Here is a 17766-nt window from a genome sequence, read left to right as displayed (position 1 = left end):
TGTCTAAAGCAAAATTTGAACGTAAAAAGCCGCACTTGAACGTGGGTACCATTGGTCACGTTGACCATGGTAAGACCACTCTGACCGCTGCTCTGACCCGTGTGTGTCACGAAGTATGGGGTACGGGTGAGCTGCGTGCGTTCGACCAGATCGATAACGCACCGGAAGAGCGTGCGCGTGGTATCACCATTGCGACCTCCCACGTTGAGTACGATTCACCGACTCGTCACTACGCCCATGTAGACTGCCCGGGCCACGCCGATTATGTGAAAAACATGATCACTGGTGCGGCTCAAATGGACGGCGCTATTCTGGTTTGTTCCGCAGCTGACGGCCCCATGCCGCAGACTCGCGAGCACATCCTGCTGTCTCGTCAGGTAGGTGTTCCTTTCATCGTTGTGTTCCTGAACAAAGCGGACATGGTCGATGATGAAGAGCTGCTTGAGCTGGTTGAGATGGAAGTTCGTGAGCTGCTGGATATGTACGACTTCCCGGGCGACGACACTCCGATCATCATCGGCTCTGCGCTGATGGCGCTGGAAGGCAAAGACGATAACGAAATGGGTACTACCGCTGTCAAGAAGCTGGTAGAAGCCCTGGACGACTATATCCCTGAGCCTGAGCGTGCCATTGATCAGCCGTTCCTGATGCCGATCGAAGACGTGTTCTCTATCTCTGGTCGCGGTACGGTTGTGACTGGTCGTGTAGAGCGTGGTCTTGTCAAAGTTGGTGAGGAAGTGGAAATCGTCGGTATCAAAGATACCGTGAAGACCGTTTGTACCGGCGTTGAGATGTTCCGCAAGCTGCTGGACGAAGGTCGTGCCGGTGAGAACGTGGGTGTTCTGCTGCGTGGTACCAAGCGTGACGACGTTGAGCGTGGTCAGGTGTTGTGTAAGCCGGGCACCATTAAGCCGCACACCAAGTTTGAGTGTGAAGTGTACGTGCTGTCCAAAGAAGAAGGTGGTCGTCATACGCCGTTCTTCAAGGGCTATCGTCCACAGTTTTACTTCCGTACCACCGACGTAACCGGTTCTTGCGAACTGCCGGAAGGTGTGGAAATGGTTATGCCGGGTGACAACGTCAAAATGACGGTTACCCTGATCAACCCGATCGCCATGGAAGATGGTCTGCGCTTCGCGATTCGCGAAGGTGGCCGTACCGTTGGTGCCGGCGTGGTCGCCAAGATCATCGAGTAACCCGCTGGGTTGCTCTTTGTTGTTGCACTGAGTTGTTTCGGTGCAGGCCAGTAGCTCAATTGGCAGAGCAGCGGTCTCCAAAACCGCAGGTTGGGGGTTCGATTCCCTCCTGGCCTGCCATTTTTTAACATCAGGATACATAGGCTGATTCCTATGGAGTCAAAAGCCGTTCAGTCGAACAATCGTTTCGATACCGTGAAATGGTTGATCGTTTTTGTTTTGATAGCCATCGGTGTCGTTGGTAATCAATATTTTAGCGCTGAATCCGTGCTTTATCGGGTTCTTGCCCTTGTTGTGTTAGGTCTGGTTGCTGCCTTGGTGGCGTTACAGACTGATCGTGGTCGTCGTTTTGCTGCCCTTTTAAAGGAAGCGCGGGTTGAAATTCGGAAGGTCGTATGGCCGACCAGGCCCGAACTGATTCAAACCACCATTATTGTGGTGGTGTTTGTGTTGGTTGTGGCGTTGATTTTGTGGGGCATGGATTCGTTGATCAGCTTATTGGTCGCCGGGTTTATCGGTTAACGGGAGTGGGCAATGGCTAAGCGCTGGTACGTCGTTCATGCGTATTCTGGCTTTGAAAAGCACGTAATGCGCACTCTTAATGAGCGCATTGCGCTTGAAGAAATGGAAGACAAGTTCGGCGAAATCCTGGTTCCGACCGAGGAAGTTGTCGAGATGCGTGACGGGAAAAAGCGCAAGAGTGAGCGCAAGTTTTATCCCGGATACGTACTCGTCCAGATGGAAATGGACGATGCTTCGTGGCATCTTGTAAAGAACACGCCAAGAGTTCTCGGGTTCATTGGCGGGACCAAAGACAAACCGGCCCCGATCACCGAGCGTGAGGCAGAAGCAATTCTTCGTCGTGTTGAAAGTGGTGCAGATAAGCCAAAGCCGAAAACATTGTTCGAGCCTGGCGAGGTTGTTCGCGTTGTTGAAGGTCCGTTTGCGGATTTCAATGGTGTGGTGGAAGAAGTCGACTATGATAAGAGTCGGGTCAAGGTTGCCGTATTGATCTTCGGTCGTTCAACTCCGGTTGAGCTGGAGTTCGGACAAGTCGAGAAGGACTGACGGGGCCTAACAAACTGAAAGCTCGCGCGCTGAGGCGACGCGGGCTTTTTGTGTCTGCTTTTTGCAGTTGTAACTATCGGGGAGCCGAAAGGCGTTAAAACCCACAGGAGAGCTATCATGGCAAAGAAGATCGACGCCTATATCAAGCTTCAGGTTGCTGCCGGTCAGGCCAACCCGAGCCCCCCCGTTGGCCCTGCGTTGGGCCAGCGTGGCGTAAATATCATGGAATTCTGCAAGGCGTTTAACGCCAAAACCCAGGGCATGGAACCTGGATTGCCGATTCCTACTGTTATTACTGTATACAGTGATCGCAGCTTTACGTTCGTCACCAAAACCCCGCCTGCAGCCGTTCTGCTGAAGAAAGCTGCGGGTATCAAAAACGGTTCTGGTCGTCCGAACACTGAGAAAGTGGGAACTGTTACTCGCGCTCAGCTGGAAGAAATTGCCAAGACCAAAGAGCCGGACATGACTGCCGCCGATATGGAAGCAGCGGTTCGTACCATTGCCGGAACTGCCCGTAGCATGGGCCTGAACGTGGAGGGTCTGTAACATGGCGAAGCTGAGCAAGCGTCAAAAGCTGATTCGTGAAAAAGTTGAGTCCGCGCGCGCCTATTCCGTAGATGAGGCTGTAGCACTGTTGGCCGAAGTGGGTCAGAACGTCAAGTTCAAAGAGTCTCTTGATGTTGCCATCAACTTGGGCGTAGATGCACGTAAATCCGACCAGGTGGTTCGTAGCAGCACAGTTCTTCCGCACGGTACCGGTAAGACTGTACGTGTAGCCGTATTCACCCAAGGTGCCAATGCCGAGAAAGCAACTGCTGCTGGCGCTGACATTGTGGGTATGGATGATCTGGCTGACGAAGTCAAAAAAGGCATCATGAACTTTGACGTGGTTATTGCCACGCCTGATGCCATGCGTGTTGTCGGTCAGTTGGGCCAGATTCTCGGTCCCCGCGGCCTGATGCCGAACCCGAAGGTTGGCACTGTAACGGCTGATGTTGAGACTGCGGTCAAAAACGCCAAAGCCGGTCAGGTTCGTTACCGTACTGACAAAAACGGCATTATTCACGCTCCACTGGGTAATGTTGAATTTACTGCACAGACCATCAAGGAAAACCTTGAAGCTCTGGTGGCAGATCTGAAAAAGGCCAAGCCTGCATCGTCCAAGGGTGTGTATCTGAAAAAGATTACTATCTCTTCGACCATGGGGCCTGGCCTGACTATCGATCAGGGTTCTCTGAACGTCTGATGCGCTGATTGGTAGTTACTTTGTAGTCTAGGCGGAAGCCAAGGCTGTCAAAGACCGCAGGCCCCCGAGATTTTTGGCGACAAAAGTCATAAGGGTTAAAGCAACGCCTGCGCAGACGGTGTGACGACGTTCTCTCTGAACCCAAACACCGTTAGGCGCCCTTTTTTGGGGCAATGATGGGTTTGCCGGGATTACCCTGGCGAAATCGAGGAGAAATCCAGTGGCAATTAGACTCGAAGACAAGAAAGCGATCGTCGCTCAAGTCAACGAGACTGCTGGTACTGCTCTGTCTGTGGTTTTGGCTGACTATCGTGGTGTCACCTCTGGTGACATGACGGCGCTTCGTGCCAAAGCTCGTGCCGAGAATGTTCGCCTGCAGGTTGTTCGTAACAACCTAGCGAAGATTGCTATTAGAGGTACCGAGTTTGAGTGCATCGATCCTGCGTTGGTTGGTCCGACCATTCTGGCTTTCTCTATGGAAGATCCGGGTGCCGCTGCGCGCCTGCTGAAGGATTTTGCCAAAGAGAAAGAGGCGTTCGAGATCAAAGGTCTGGCCATCGGCGGTGAGCTGATGGGTGCAGAACAGATCGATCGCCTGGCCACTCTGCCAACGCTGCACGAAGCGTTGACCAGGTTGGCTATCGTAACACAGGCACCAGTAACCAAGCTTGTACGTACCCTGAACGACATACCGGGCAGGATCACACGTGTTGTAGCTGCAGTCCGCGACCAGAAGCAAGACGCTGCTTGATTCTGTTGAACACCATTTTTTACATTTTCGGAGAAAGTCATGGCTCTGTCTAAAGACGATATTTTGAATGCAATTGCTGAAATGAGCGTAATGGAAGTTGTTGAGCTTGTTGAAGCTATGGAAGAGAAGTTCAATGTTTCTGCTGCTGCCGCTGTAGCTGCTGCACCTGCCGCAGCTGCTGCTGGTGAAGCTGCTGAAGAGCAGACCGAGTTCGACGTAGTTCTGACCGGTCCTGGCGAAAAGAAAGTTAACGTCATCAAAGCCGTTCGCGAACTGACAGGTCTCGGCCTGAAAGAAGCGAAGGAAATGGTTGACGGCGCTCCTTCCACTGTTAAGGAAGCTGCGAGCAAGGCCGAGGCTGAAGAAGCCAAGAAGAAGCTTGAGGAAGCAGGCGCTTCTGTTGAGCTTAAGTAATAGTCGGTTCTTGATCGACACCGTGCGTTAAGCATGGACAGGCTGGTGGCTGTGTGCCACCGGCCTTTTTCTGTTGTATATGCTATAGAGTCTGGTTTGCTTTAACAGGTTAAGGTCAGTTCTATAACCTACAGCCAGAGTCTTGTTCAAGACGGCGCGAAAAGCCGAGCAATTCGGCCCCGAAGCAGAACATTTGATTGCTTCTTGATACCAGGTATCAGGTCTAAAGCTGGGGAATGCAGATGACTTACTCCTACACCGAAAAAAAGCGGATTCGCAAAGATTTCAGTAAATTGCCTTCCGTGATGGACGTCCCCTATTTGCTGTCTATTCAGCTGGATTCGTTCCGGGACTTCCTGCAAATGGAAGCCGCTCCTGAGGACCGCCGGGAAACCGGTCTTCACGCAGCGTTCAAATCCGTATTCCCGATTGTCAGCTATTCTGGCAACGCCGCGCTCGAGTACGTGAGCTATCGTATCGGCGAGCCTGTATTTGACGTCAAGGAATGTCAGCTAAGGGGCGTTACTTACGCCGCGCCGCTGCGAGTTAAAGTCCGCTTGATCATTTATGACAAGGAATCGTCCAACAAGGCGATTAAGGACATTAAGGAACAAGAAGTCTACATGGGCGAAATGCCCCTGATGACAGAAAACGGTACGTTCGTGGTTAACGGAACCGAGCGCGTTATTGTTTCCCAGCTCCACCGTTCGCCTGGCGTATTTTTTGACCACGACAAAGGCAAGACTCACTCGTCCGGCAAGCTGCTGTATTCAGCACGGGTGATTCCTTATCGTGGCTCCTGGCTTGACTTCGAATTTGATCCGAAAGACGCCGTCTTTGTCCGGATTGACCGTCGTCGTAAATTGCCGGCGTCTATTTTGTTGCGTGGCCTCGGGTATACTTCCGAGCAGATGCTGGAAATGTTCTTTGAAACCAGCAAGTTTGCCGTGGGTCCCGAAGTTTGCATGCTTGAACTGGTGCCGAGCCGTCTGCGAGGTGACATTGCCACCTTCGACATCAAGGATCAGGAAGGCACCGTCATTGTCGAGGAAGGCCGCCGGATTACTGCTCGTCATATCAAGCAGCTTGAAAAAGCGGGTATCACCGAACTCGAAGTGCCCACCGAATATCTCTACGGTCGTGTTTTGGCCAAAGACATGATCGACCAGTCTACCGGCGAAGTGCTGGTGGAATGTAACACCGAGCTGACCGAGGAGGTCGTCACCAAGATCCTCGATGCCGGTGTCAAGGACATCGAGACCCTCTATACCAACGACCTGGATTGCGGTCCGTTCATGTCGGATACTTTGCGTAACGACCCGACCCGCACACCGTTGGAAGCATTGGTAGAAATCTATCGTATGATGCGCCCAGGCGAGCCGCCCACCAAGGATTCGGCGGAGAACCTGTTTAACAACCTGTTCTTCTCGGAAGAGCGGTACGACTTGTCGGGCGTAGGCCGGATGAAGCTAAATCGTCGCCTGGGTCGTGAAGAAAGCACCGGTGAAGGTACGCTGACTCACAACGACATTATCGACGTTCTCAAGACACTGATCGCCATTCGCAACGGCCAGGGCCAAGTCGATGACATCGATAACCTGGGTAACCGTCGGGTCCGTTGTGTTGGCGAAATGGCTGAGAACCAGTTCCGTGTGGGTCTGGTTCGTGTCGAGCGGGCTGTACGTGAGCGCCTGAGTCTTGCGGAAAGCGAAGGCCTGATGCCTCAGGATCTGATCAACGCCAAGCCAGTTGCTGCTGCTGTTAAAGAATTCTTTGGCTCCAGTCAGCTGTCGCAGTTTATGGACCAGAACAACCCGTTGTCCGAGGTTACGCACAAGCGTCGTATTTCAGCGTTGGGGCCAGGCGGTTTGACCCGTGAGCGTGCAGGTTTCGAAGTTCGTGACGTGCATCCGACGCACTACGGTCGGGTATGCCCGATCGAGACGCCGGAAGGTCCGAACATCGGTCTGATCAACTCGTTGGCCACCTATGCCCGCGCGAACTCCTACGGCTTCCTTGAGAGCCCGTACCGGAAGGTCGTCGAAGGTGTCGTTACTGACGAGCTGGTCTATCTGTCGGCCATTGAAGAAAGCAATTACATCATCGCTCAGGCCAGTGCGGCTACCGACGATGGCAAGCGCCTGACGGATGAGCTGGTTACCGTTCGCCATCAGAACGAGTTTACCGTTGCTCCGCCGGAAGCGGTTAACTTCATGGACGTATCTCCGCGTCAGGTTGTGTCTGTCGCTGCGTCTCTGATTCCGTTCCTTGAGCACGACGATGCTAACCGGGCCCTGATGGGTGCGAACATGCAGCGTCAAGCCGTTCCGACTCTGAGATCCGAAGTGCCTCTGGTCGGTACCGGTGTAGAGCGGACTGTTGCACAGGACTCTGGCGTTTGTGTCTCGGCTGGCCGTGGTGGCGTGATTGAAAGTGTCGACGCGGGACGCATCGTGGTTCGAGTGAATAACGAAGAAACCGAAGCCGGTGATGCTGGTGTGGATATTTACAACCTCACCAAGTACACCCGGTCAAACCAGAATACCTGTATCAACCAGCGGTCGATCGTGCGCCAAGGTGATGTAGTTGCTCGCGGCGATGTTCTGGCTGACGGCCCTTCGGTGGATCTGGGTGAGCTGGCACTGGGTCAGAACATGCGCATCGCGTTCATGCCCTGGAACGGTTACAACTTCGAGGACTCCATCCTGATCTCCGAGAAGGTGGTCCAGGAAGATCGCCTGACCACGATTCACATTCAGGAACTGACCTGTGTGGCCCGTGACACCAAGCTCGGCAGCGAAGAGATTACCGCTGATATCCCGAACGTAGGTGAAAGCGCACTGTCGAAACTGGACGAGTCCGGCATCGTTTATATCGGTGCTGAAGTCGGCCCCGGCGACATTTTGGTCGGCAAGGTAACGCCGAAAGGCGAAACCCAGCTGACACCGGAAGAGAAGCTGCTGCGTGCCATCTTTGGCGAGAAGGCGTCCGATGTGAAGGACACTTCTCAGCGTGTGCCCACGGGCACCAGAGGTACTGTTATCGACGTGCAGGTATTCACCCGCGACGGTATCGAAAAAGATACGCGTGCTCTGGCCATCGAGAAAGAGCAGCTGAGCCAGTACCGGAAAGATCTCAAAGACGAATACCGAATTGTTGAAGGTGCCACTTTTGAGCGTCTGACGGCTGCGCTGAACGGACAGGAAGTGATTAGCGGCCCTGGGCTCAAAAAAGGCGCCAAGCTGGACGAAGCTTACCTGGCTGAGCTGCCGCGCCCGGACTGGTTCAGATTGCGGATGAAAGATGAGGCGCTGAACGAGTTGCTCGAGAAGTCTGAGCAAGGCCTTGAAGAGCGCAAGTCCGAGCATGAAGCCCGCTTTGACGACAAGAAAGGCAAGCTTCAGCAAGGCGACGATCTGGCGCCGGGCGTGCTCAAGATTGTCAAGGTATACCTTGCGATCAAGCGTCGTATCCAGCCGGGTGACAAGATGGCTGGTCGTCACGGTAATAAGGGTGTTATCTCTGCGGTTATGCCGATCGAGGACATGCCTTACGACGAGCATGGCACCACGGTAGACATCGTTCTGAACCCGCTGGGTGTTCCGTCGCGGATGAACGTCGGTCAGGTTCTTGAAACCCACCTGGGCGCAGCTGCCAAAGGCCTGGGCGAAAAGATCAGCCGTATGTTGGAAGAACAGCGTAAGGTGATCGAGCTGCGCAAGCTGCTGGACGAGATCTACAACCACTCGGACGAAGTGACCAAGGTTGATCTGGACAGCTTGACCGACCAGGAAATACTGGTTCTGTGCGGCAATCTGCGTGCCGGTGTGCCAATGGCAACGCCGGTATTCGATGGTGCCAAGGAAGCCGAAGTCAAGCGTATGCTTGAGTTGGCGGATATGGACACCAGCGGACAGGTGATGCTGTATGACGGTCGTACCGGTGATGTGTTTGATCGTCCGGTGACCGTAGGTTACATGTACATGCTCAAGCTCAACCACTTGATCGATGACAAGATGCACGCTCGTTCCACCGGCTCGTACAGCCTGGTTACCCAGCAGCCGCTGGGTGGTAAGGCACAGTTTGGTGGTCAGCGCTTCGGTGAGATGGAGGTGTGGGCCCTTGAGGCTTACGGTGCGGCGTATACGCTGCAGGAGATGCTCACCGTCAAGTCTGATGACGTCAATGGTCGGACCAAAATGTACAAGAACATTGTCGATGGTGACCATCGAATGGAGCCGGGCATGCCCGAATCCTTCAACGTTCTTGTCAAGGAAATCCGCTCGCTGGGTATCGACATCGAGCTGGAATCCGAGTGAGCCGAATTGTTTTTGGCAGCGTGAGCGGGCACGACTTGTGCCCGCCCGAGATTAACGCCATCCGGAGCTTTTACTGATGAAAGATTTGCTGAATCTTCTCAAGAGCCAGAATCAAAGCAAGGAATTCGACGCCATCCGTATTGGACTGGCCTCGCCTGACATGATTCGTTCCTGGTCTTTTGGCGAAGTAAAAAAGCCTGAGACCATTAATTACCGTACCTTCAAGCCGGAGCGTGACGGTCTTTTCTGTGCCAAGATTTTTGGCCCGATTAAAGACTACGAATGCTTGTGTGGCAAATACAAGCGCCTCAAGCACCGCGGTGTAATCTGCGAGAAGTGCGGCGTTGAAGTGGCCCTGGCGAGCGTTCGCCGTGAGCGTATGGGCCACATTGAGCTGGCCAGCCCGGTCGCTCATATCTGGTTCCTGAAGTCACTGCCGTCCCGAATTGGCCTGATGCTGGACATGACCCTGCGTGACATTGAGCGGGTTCTGTATTTCGAATCCTTCATTGTGATCGATCCGGGCATGACCACTCTGGAAAAGGGTCAGCTGCTGAATGATGAGCAGTATTACGAAGCCCTGGAAGAATTCGGCGATGAATTCGACGCCCGCATGGGTGCCGAGGCTATCAAGGAATTGCTGGAAGCGATCGATCTTCAGGAGGAAGTGGACAACCTGCGGGAAGAAATCCCACAGACCAACTCCGAAACCAAGATCAAGAAGTTCAGCAAGCGCCTGAAGATTCTCGAGGCCTTCCTGTTTTCCGGTAACAAACCGGGCGATATGGTTCTGACCGTGTTGCCGGTTTTGCCACCGGACCTGCGTCCGTTGGTTCCACTTGATGGTGGTCGTTTTGCAACCTCGGATCTGAACGATCTGTACCGTCGGGTCATTAACCGGAACAACCGACTCAAGCGCCTGCTGGAACTGAACGCTCCGGATATTATTGTGCGCAACGAAAAGCGCATGCTGCAGGAAGCAGTGGATGCACTGCTGGACAACGGCCGTCGCGGCCGCGCTATTACTGGCACCAACAAGCGCCCGCTGAAGTCGTTGGCTGACATGATTAAAGGTAAGCAGGGTCGTTTCCGTCAGAACCTGCTCGGTAAGCGTGTTGACTATTCTGGCCGCTCGGTCATCGTGGTTGGCCCTTATCTGCGTCTGCACCAGTGTGGTCTGCCCAAGAAGATGGCTTTGGAGTTGTTCAAGCCGTTTATCTTCTCCAAGCTTGAGCACCGGGGTCTGGCGACCACCATCAAAGCCGCCAAGAAAATGGTTGAGCGTGAGGAAGGCGTGGTCTGGGATATCCTGGATGAAGTTATCCGCGAGCACCCGATCATGCTGAACCGTGCGCCGACTTTGCACCGTTTGGGTATTCAGGCATTCGAGCCGGTTCTGATCGAAGGCAAGGCTATTCAGCTGCACCCGCTGGTCTGTGCAGCCTATAACGCCGACTTTGACGGTGACCAAATGGCGGTACACGTACCGTTGACCATTGAAGCGCAGCTCGAAGCTCGTGCGTTGATGATGTCGACTAACAACGTGCTTTCGCCCGCCAACGGTGAGCCGATTATCGTGCCGTCCCAGGACGTGGTACTTGGTCTTTACTACATGACGCGTGAGCGTCATGCGGCGAAGGGCGAGGGCATGGTCTTTGCCGATGTCAAAGAAGTTCACCGCGCCTATGGTGCTGGCCAGGTCGACCTTCAAGCCATGGTCAAAGTTCGGGTCCGCGAAGTGGCGATCAGCGAAGAAGGCGTCAGGTCCGAGACCTATCGCATCGTCGATACCACCGTTGGGCGAGCGTTGTTGTTTGATATCGTTCCGGACAATCTGTCGTTCGATATCATCAACCGTCCGATGGTGAAAAAGGCGATTTCAAACCTGATCAACACCTGTTATCGCGATGCCGGTCTGAAAGACACGGTTATCTTTGCGGACCAGTTGATGTACATGGGTTATCAATATGCGACTCGGTCCGGCATCTCCATCGGCTTTAACGATTTCGAGATCCCGCCGGAGAAGTATGAGCTGGTAGACGCCGCATCTGACGAAGTCAAAGATATCGAAAACCAGTACGCGTCCGGTTTGCTGACTCAGGGCGAAAAGTACAACAAGGTTATCGACATCTGGTCCCGCGCCAACGATAAAGTGTCCAAGGCGATGATGGAGCGTCTGTCCAAAGAACAGGTCATTGGCCCAGACGGCAAACCGGTCAAGGGCGAAGATGGCGAAGACTTGATGCAGGAGTCCTTCAACTCGGTTTACATGATGGCGGATTCTGGAGCGCGGGGTTCTGCCGCCCAGATCCGTCAGCTGTCTGGTATGCGTGGTCTGATGGCCAAGCCTGATGGCTCCATCATCGAAACGCCGATCACCGCGAACTTCCGTGAGGGTCTGAACGTATTGCAGTACTTCATCTCGACTCACGGTGCTCGTAAGGGTCTGGCGGATACCGCTCTGAAGACGGCTAACTCGGGCTATCTGACTCGTCGTCTGGTTGATGTTTCCCAGGATCTGGTGGTGACCATTGAAGACTGTGGCACCAGCGAGGGTCTGTTGATGACTCCGCACATCGAAGGTGGTGATGTGGTTGTGCCTCTGGGTGATCGCGTGCTGGGCCGTGTTACAGCTCGTGACGTGTTCACCCCGACTGACAAGGATAATGCCGTTGTTGAGGCTGGAACCTTGTTGGACGAGAAGACGGTAGAGACCGTTGAGCGTGCCGGTGTCGATGAGATCTGGGTTCGCTCTGCAATTACCTGCGACACCCGTCACGGCATCTGTTCCAAGTGTTACGGCCGAGACCTGGCGCGTGGCCATCGGGTTAACGTCGGTGAGGCGGTTGGCGTTATCGCTGCCCAGTCCATCGGTGAGCCTGGTACCCAGCTGACCATGCGTACCTTCCACATTGGTGGTGCAGCAAGTCGAGCGTCGGCGGTAGATAACATTCAGGTCAAGCACGGTGGTACTGTCCGCTTGCACAACCTGAAGTCGATTGAAAAGACTAATGGCTCTCTGGTAGTGGTCTCCCGCTCCTCTGCCTTGGCCATTGCGGACGAGCAGGGCCGTGAGCGTGAGTGGTACAAGTTGCCATACGGCGGTGTACTGTCGGTCAAGAATGGCGATGTCGTTGAGGCTGGTGTTGTGGTCGCGAAATGGGATCCACACACTCACCCGATCATCGCGGAAGCGCAAGGCACGGCCAGGTTTGTCAACATGGAGGAGGGCATTACGGTCCGCACCCAGGCTGATGAGCTGACTGGCCTGTCCACCATGGAAGTGATCGATCCGAAGGAGCGTCCTGCTGCGGGTAAGGACATCCGTCCGGCGATACAGTTGATCGATGATGCCGGCGAAGAAGTTGAGCTGCCGGGTGGTGGTGCCGCGATCTTCTTCCTTCCAGCGAACGCGCTGGTGACCATGGCTAACGGTGCCGAGGTTGAGTTGGGTGACGTGGTTGCGCGTATTCCGCGTGAAAGTTCGAAGACTCGGGATATCACCGGTGGTCTGCCGCGGGTTGCTGACCTGTTCGAGGCGAGACGCCCGAAAGAGTCCGCAATTTTGGCCGAAATCAGTGGTGTGGTTTCGTTTGGCAAGGAAACGAAGGGCAAGAAGCGCCTCGTTATCACGCCAAAGGATGACGATGCTTACGAGGTTCTGATTCCGAAGCACCGTCAGATGAATGTGTTTGATGGTGAATCGGTTGCGAAAGGTGAGGTTATCTCCGACGGCCCGTCCAATCCGCACGACATATTGCGTCTGTTGGGTGTGGTCGAGCTGGCCAAGTACATCACTAACGAAATTCAGGACGTGTACCGTCTGCAGGGTGTTGTCATCAACGATAAACACATTGAGGTTATCGTTCGACAAATGCTGCGCAAGGTTGAGATCACGGATCCCGGCGAGACAACGTTGTTGTCTGGTGATCAGGTTGAAATCACCCACGTTCTGGAAGCGAACGAGAAAGCGAATGCGGCCGACAAAGAGCCGGCCCGATTCGACCGCTTGCTGCTGGGTATTACCAAGGCATCGCTGGCGACCGAATCGTTTATCTCTGCGGCTTCTTTCCAGGAGACAACCCGGGTACTGACCGAGGGTGCGGTTACCGGTAAGCGTGATTATTTGCGCGGCCTGAAAGAAAACGTGGTAGTTGGTCGACTGATTCCGGCGGGTACCGGTCTGGCTTACCACAGTGAGCGGCGTCGCCGTCGTGAACTGGAAGGTCAGAGCGTGACAGCGGCAGACGTTGAAGAGGCTCTGAGCGCAGAACTCAATCGCGAAAGCTGATTGAGCGCGCGCCACTCTTGGGGTAGTTACTTATTTCGGGGGTGGTTAAAAAGAGTACAGTCATCTTGACTGAGTCGGGGCGTGGGCTTAAACTTGCGTCCCTTAAATTTTACCCCCTGTATTGGGGGTAAGTTTCATTGGTATGGTTTTTGGAGTTTGCTTACATGGCAACGATTAATCAGTTGGTGCGTAAGCCTCGTAAACGCAAGGCAGCCAAGAGCGATGTTCCTGCTCTTCAGGCTTGTCCTCAGCGCCGTGGTGTGTGCACTCGTGTGTATACCACAACGCCGAAGAAGCCGAACTCAGCACTGCGTAAAGTGTGCCGTGTTCGTCTGACCAACGGCTTCGAGGTTTCGTCATATATTGGTGGTGAAGGTCACAACCTTCAAGAGCACAGTGTTGTGTTGATCCGTGGTGGTCGAGTAAAAGACCTTCCGGGTGTTCGCTATCACACTGTTCGCGGTACGTTGGACACCCAAGGTGTTCAGAACCGTAAGCAGGGTCGCTCCAAGTACGGTGCAAAACGACCCAAGTCCTGATATCCCTCGCGGATGTCTTTTATCGTTGCTTGTCAGAACGGTGAGAGTAAGGCTGAGTAGTATTTGCTATCTCAGGGGTTCCTGAAGACCTTTTAAATATAAGGGCTTATCGATGCCTAGAAGAAGAGTTGCAGCAAAGCGGGAAATCATTCCCGATCCTAAATTCGGCAGTGCACGTCTTGCCAAGTTCATCAATCACGTGATGGAAAACGGCAAGAAATCCACTGCAGAGCGCATTGTTTACGGCGCTCTCGACATCGTTGCCGAGAAATCAAAAGAAGAGCCGATCGAAATGTTCGAGAAGGCCCTGGAGAACATCCAGCCGATGGTCGAGGTTAAGTCCCGTCGTGTGGGTGGTGCTACTTACCAGGTACCTGTAGAAGTGCGGCCTTCCCGTCAGAACGCGCTGGCTATGCGCTGGCTCGTTGAATTTTCACGGAAGCGTGGCGAAAAATCCATGGCTCAGCGTCTGGCTGGCGAAATTCTTGATGCGGCGGACAGCAAAGGTTCGGCAGTGAAGAAGCGCGAAGACGTACATCGCATGGCAGAAGCCAACAAGGCGTTCTCCCACTTCCGTTTCTAACAAGCCGAGGTTTATATCGTGGCACGCAAGACTCCTATCAAACGTTACAGAAACATTGGTATCTGTGCGCACGTGGATGCGGGCAAGACCACTACAACCGAGCGTATTCTCTACTACACCGGTCGTAGTCACAAAATGGGTGAAACCCATGATGGCGCCTCCACTACAGACTGGATGGAACAAGAGCAGGAGCGTGGTATCACTATCACGTCTGCCGCTGTTACCACGTTCTGGTCGGGTATGGACAAACAGTATCCCGAGCACCGTATCAACATTATCGATACCCCAGGACACGTTGACTTCACCATCGAAGTAGAGCGCTCTTTGCGCGTACTCGATGGTGCGGTCGTGGTGTTCTGTGCATCTTCCGGTGTTGAGCCGCAGTCAGAGACTGTTTGGCGTCAGGCCAACAAGTATGAAGTTCCTCGCATGGTGTTCGTCAACAAGATGGACCGTGCTGGCGCTAACTTCATGCGTGTTGTTGAGCAGATTCGTAAGCGTCTGGGCGCGATTGCTGTGCCTATCCAGTTGCCAATTGGTGCTGAAGACGAATTCGAGGGCATTGTTGACCTGCTCCGCATGAAGTCGATCTACTGGAACGAAGCTGATCAGGGCATGACTTACGAGATGAGAGATATCCCGGAGTCCATGCTTGAAGAAGCCCAGAAAGCTCGTGAATACATGGCTGAGGCTGCAGCGGAAGCCAACGAAGAGTACATGGAGAAATACTTGGAAGGCGAAGAGCTGACGCTTGAAGAAATCAAGCACGGCCTGCGCGCCCGGACCATCTCCAACGAAATCGTTCTGGCCACTTGCGGTTCTGCGTTTAAGAACAAGGGCGTTCAGGCGGTTCTGGATGATGTCATCGAATTCCTGCCGGCCCCTGACGAAGTCAAGGCGATCCGTGGTGAAGTCGACGACGAAGGCACTGAAGAGACTCGTCCGGTTGATGACGAAGCTCCGTTTGCTGCTTTGGCGTTCAAGATTGCCACTGACCCGTTCGTGGGTACGCTGACCTTCTTCCGCGTCTACTCCGGTCGACTTGAGTCCGGTAATGCGGTCTTTAACTCTGTGAAGGGTAAAAAAGAGCGTGTTGGCCGGATGGTGCAGATGCACGCCAACGACCGTGAAGAGATCAAAGAAGTGCTGGCCGGCGATATTGCGGCTGCTATCGGGCTGAAAAACGTCACCACTGGTGACACGCTGTGTGATGAGAACCACAAGATTGTTCTCGAGCGCATGGAATTCCCGGAGCCGGTTATTTCGGTTGCGGTAGAGCCCAAGTCCAAAGCGGACCAGGAAAAAATGGGTGTTGCACTGGGCAAGTTGGCTCAGGAAGATCCGTCGTTCCGTGTTCGTACTGATGAAGAGTCTGGTCAGACCATCATCTCCGGTATGGGTGAGCTTCACCTGGACATCCTCGTGGACCGTATGCGTCGCGAGTTCAAGGTTGAAGCCAACATTGGTAAGCCTCAGGTAGCTTATCGTGAGTGCATCCGCAAGCCGGTCGATGTTGAAGGCAAGTTTGTTCGTCAGTCTGGTGGTCGTGGTCAGTATGGTCACGTTAAGGTCAAGCTTGAGCCGCTGCCGCTGGATGATGAAGATGGCGAGAACTTCATTTTTGTGAACGAGATCGTTGGCGGTACTGTTCCCAAGGAATACATTCCTGCGGTACAGCAAGGCATTGCTGAGCAGATGCAGAATGGTTGTATTGCTGGCTATCCGTTGTTGCGCATCAAGGCAACCTTGTACGACGGGTCGTACCACGACGTTGACTCCAACGAGATGGCCTTCAAGATTGCCGGCTCCATGGCGATGAAGAAGGGTGCACTTGAAGCAAATCCGGCCCTTCTTGAGCCGATGATGAAGGTAGAGGTAGTTACCCCTGAAGATTACATGGGTGACGTTGTTGGCGACCTGAACCGTCGTCGCGGCCTCGTGCAGGGTATGGAAGATGTGCCTGCGGGCAAGACCATTCGTGCAGAAGTGCCGTTGTCAGAGATGTTCGGTTATGCCACCGACCTGCGCTCTGCAACACAGGGTCGGGCGTCTTATGCGATGGAGTTCTCTCGCTATATGGAAGCTCCTTCGAACATTGCCGAAGCGATCATTAAAAAGGGTTGATCCCCAGGACTTAAGAAACAGGAAGAGGTGTAACCGTGTCTAAAGCAAAATTTGAACGTAAAAAGCCGCACTTGAACGTGGGTACCATTGGTCACGTTGACCATGGTAAGACCACTCTGACCGCTGCTCTGACCCGTGTGTGTCACGAAGTATGGGGTACGGGTGAGCTGCGTGCGTTCGACCAGATCGATAACGCACCGGAAGAGCGTGCGCGTGGTATCACCATTGCGACCTCCCACGTTGAGTACGATTCACCGACTCGTCACTACGCCCATGTAGACTGCCCGGGCCACGCCGATTATGTGAAAAACATGATCACTGGTGCGGCTCAAATGGACGGCGCTATTCTGGTTTGTTCCGCAGCTGACGGCCCCATGCCGCAGACTCGCGAGCACATCCTGCTGTCTCGTCAGGTAGGTGTTCCTTTCATCGTTGTGTTCCTGAACAAAGCGGACATGGTCGATGATGAAGAGCTGCTTGAGCTGGTTGAGATGGAAGTTCGTGAGCTGCTGGATATGTACGACTTCCCGGGCGACGACACTCCGATCATCATCGGCTCTGCGCTGATGGCGCTGGAAGGCAAAGACGATAACGAAATGGGTACTACCGCTGTCAAGAAGCTGGTAGAAGCCCTGGACGACTATATCCCTGAGCCTGAGCGTGCCATTGATCAGCCGTTCCTGATGCCGATCGAAGACGTGTTCTCTATCTCTGGTCGCGGTACGGTTGTGACTGGTCGTGTAGAGCGTGGTCTTGTCAAAGTTGGTGAGGAAGTGGAAATCGTCGGTATCAAAGATACCGTGAAGACCGTTTGTACCGGCGTTGAGATGTTCCGCAAGCTGCTGGACGAAGGTCGTGCCGGTGAGAACGTGGGTGTTCTGCTGCGTGGTACCAAGCGTGACGACGTTGAGCGTGGTCAGGTGTTGTGTAAGCCGGGCACCATTAAGCCGCACACCAAGTTTGAGTGTGAAGTGTACGTGCTGTCCAAAGAAGAAGGTGGTCGTCATACGCCGTTCTTCAAGGGCTATCGTCCACAGTTTTACTTCCGTACCACCGACGTAACCGGTTCTTGCGAACTGCCGGAAGGTGTGGAAATGGTTATGCCGGGTGACAACGTCAAAATGACGGTTACCCTGATCAACCCGATCGCCATGGAAGATGGTCTGCGCTTCGCGATTCGCGAAGGTGGCCGTACCGTTGGTGCCGGCGTGGTCGCCAAGATCATCGAGTAA

The 17766-nt window shown here is 53.9% G+C and carries 13 protein-coding genes and 1 tRNA gene; all 14 read left to right on the top strand.

The genetic code is table 11. The annotated features are described in order from the left end of the window. Positions 1–1196 (top strand): elongation factor Tu (gene tuf, locus C7H08_RS05355; protein ID WP_243411419.1); only part of this gene is annotated, 1196 nt, incomplete at its 5' end. Positions 1197–1240: 44 nt separating this feature from the next. After that, positions 1241–1316 (top strand) — tRNA-Trp (locus C7H08_RS05350). 33 nt (positions 1317–1349) lie between these two features. Next, the gene (secE, locus tag C7H08_RS05345; RefSeq protein WP_106670736.1) at positions 1350–1718 is read left to right on the top strand and encodes a preprotein translocase subunit SecE; all 369 of its coding nucleotides are present in this window, start codon (positions 1350–1352) and stop codon (positions 1716–1718) included. A gap of 12 nt (positions 1719–1730) precedes the next feature. After that, a complete protein-coding gene (gene nusG / locus C7H08_RS05340) occupies positions 1731–2264 on the top strand; it encodes a transcription termination/antitermination protein NusG (protein WP_044387691.1) in 534 nt (177 codons plus the stop codon). Positions 2265–2381: 117 nt separating this feature from the next. Continuing rightward, positions 2382–2813 carry a 50S ribosomal protein L11 gene (gene rplK / locus C7H08_RS05335; RefSeq protein ID WP_106670735.1) on the top strand — a complete coding sequence of 144 codons (432 nt, stop codon included), beginning with the start codon at positions 2382–2384 and terminating at the stop codon, positions 2811–2813. Between the two features lies 1 nt (position 2814). Continuing rightward, positions 2815–3513 (top strand): 50S ribosomal protein L1, encoded by a 699-nt coding sequence (gene rplA, locus C7H08_RS05330; RefSeq protein WP_106670734.1) that lies wholly within the window; start codon positions 2815–2817, stop codon positions 3511–3513. A gap of 220 nt (positions 3514–3733) precedes the next feature. Beyond that, entirely contained in the window at positions 3734–4264 is a 531-nt protein-coding gene (gene rplJ / locus C7H08_RS05325) for a 50S ribosomal protein L10 (RefSeq protein ID WP_106670733.1), read from the top strand. A 39-nt stretch (positions 4265–4303) separates the two neighbouring features. After that, positions 4304–4678, top strand: a complete 375-nt coding sequence (gene rplL, locus C7H08_RS05320) for a 50S ribosomal protein L7/L12 (RefSeq protein ID WP_106670732.1) — start codon at positions 4304–4306, stop codon at positions 4676–4678. Positions 4679–4920: 242 nt separating this feature from the next. Beyond that, positions 4921–8997 (top strand): DNA-directed RNA polymerase subunit beta, encoded by a 4077-nt coding sequence (rpoB, locus tag C7H08_RS05315; protein ID WP_106670738.1) that lies wholly within the window; start codon positions 4921–4923, stop codon positions 8995–8997. A gap of 76 nt (positions 8998–9073) precedes the next feature. Then, positions 9074–13288, top strand: coding sequence for a DNA-directed RNA polymerase subunit beta' (gene rpoC / locus C7H08_RS05310; protein ID WP_106670731.1), 4215 nt, complete (start codon positions 9074–9076; stop codon positions 13286–13288). Between the two features lie 164 nt (positions 13289–13452). Beyond that, positions 13453–13827, top strand: a complete 375-nt coding sequence (gene rpsL, locus C7H08_RS05305; RefSeq protein WP_106670730.1) for a 30S ribosomal protein S12 — start codon at positions 13453–13455, stop codon at positions 13825–13827. A gap of 112 nt (positions 13828–13939) precedes the next feature. Further along, positions 13940–14410: a 30S ribosomal protein S7 gene (rpsG, locus tag C7H08_RS05300; protein WP_106670729.1), complete on the top strand. Its 471-nt coding sequence runs from the start codon at positions 13940–13942 to the stop codon at positions 14408–14410. A gap of 18 nt (positions 14411–14428) precedes the next feature. Beyond that, positions 14429–16534 carry an elongation factor G gene (gene fusA / locus C7H08_RS05295; protein WP_106670728.1) on the top strand — a complete coding sequence of 702 codons (2106 nt, stop codon included), beginning with the start codon at positions 14429–14431 and terminating at the stop codon, positions 16532–16534. Between the two features lie 35 nt (positions 16535–16569). Then, positions 16570–17766, top strand: a complete 1197-nt coding sequence (gene tuf, locus C7H08_RS05290; protein ID WP_106670727.1) for an elongation factor Tu — start codon at positions 16570–16572, stop codon at positions 17764–17766.

It is taken from the genome of Marinobacter halophilus, from assembly GCF_003007685.1.
Classification (GTDB): domain Bacteria; phylum Pseudomonadota; class Gammaproteobacteria; order Pseudomonadales; family Oleiphilaceae; genus Marinobacter; species Marinobacter halophilus.
The sequence above is the reverse complement of the archived record's forward strand: the minus strand, read 5'-3'. Positions and strand labels throughout refer to the sequence as shown.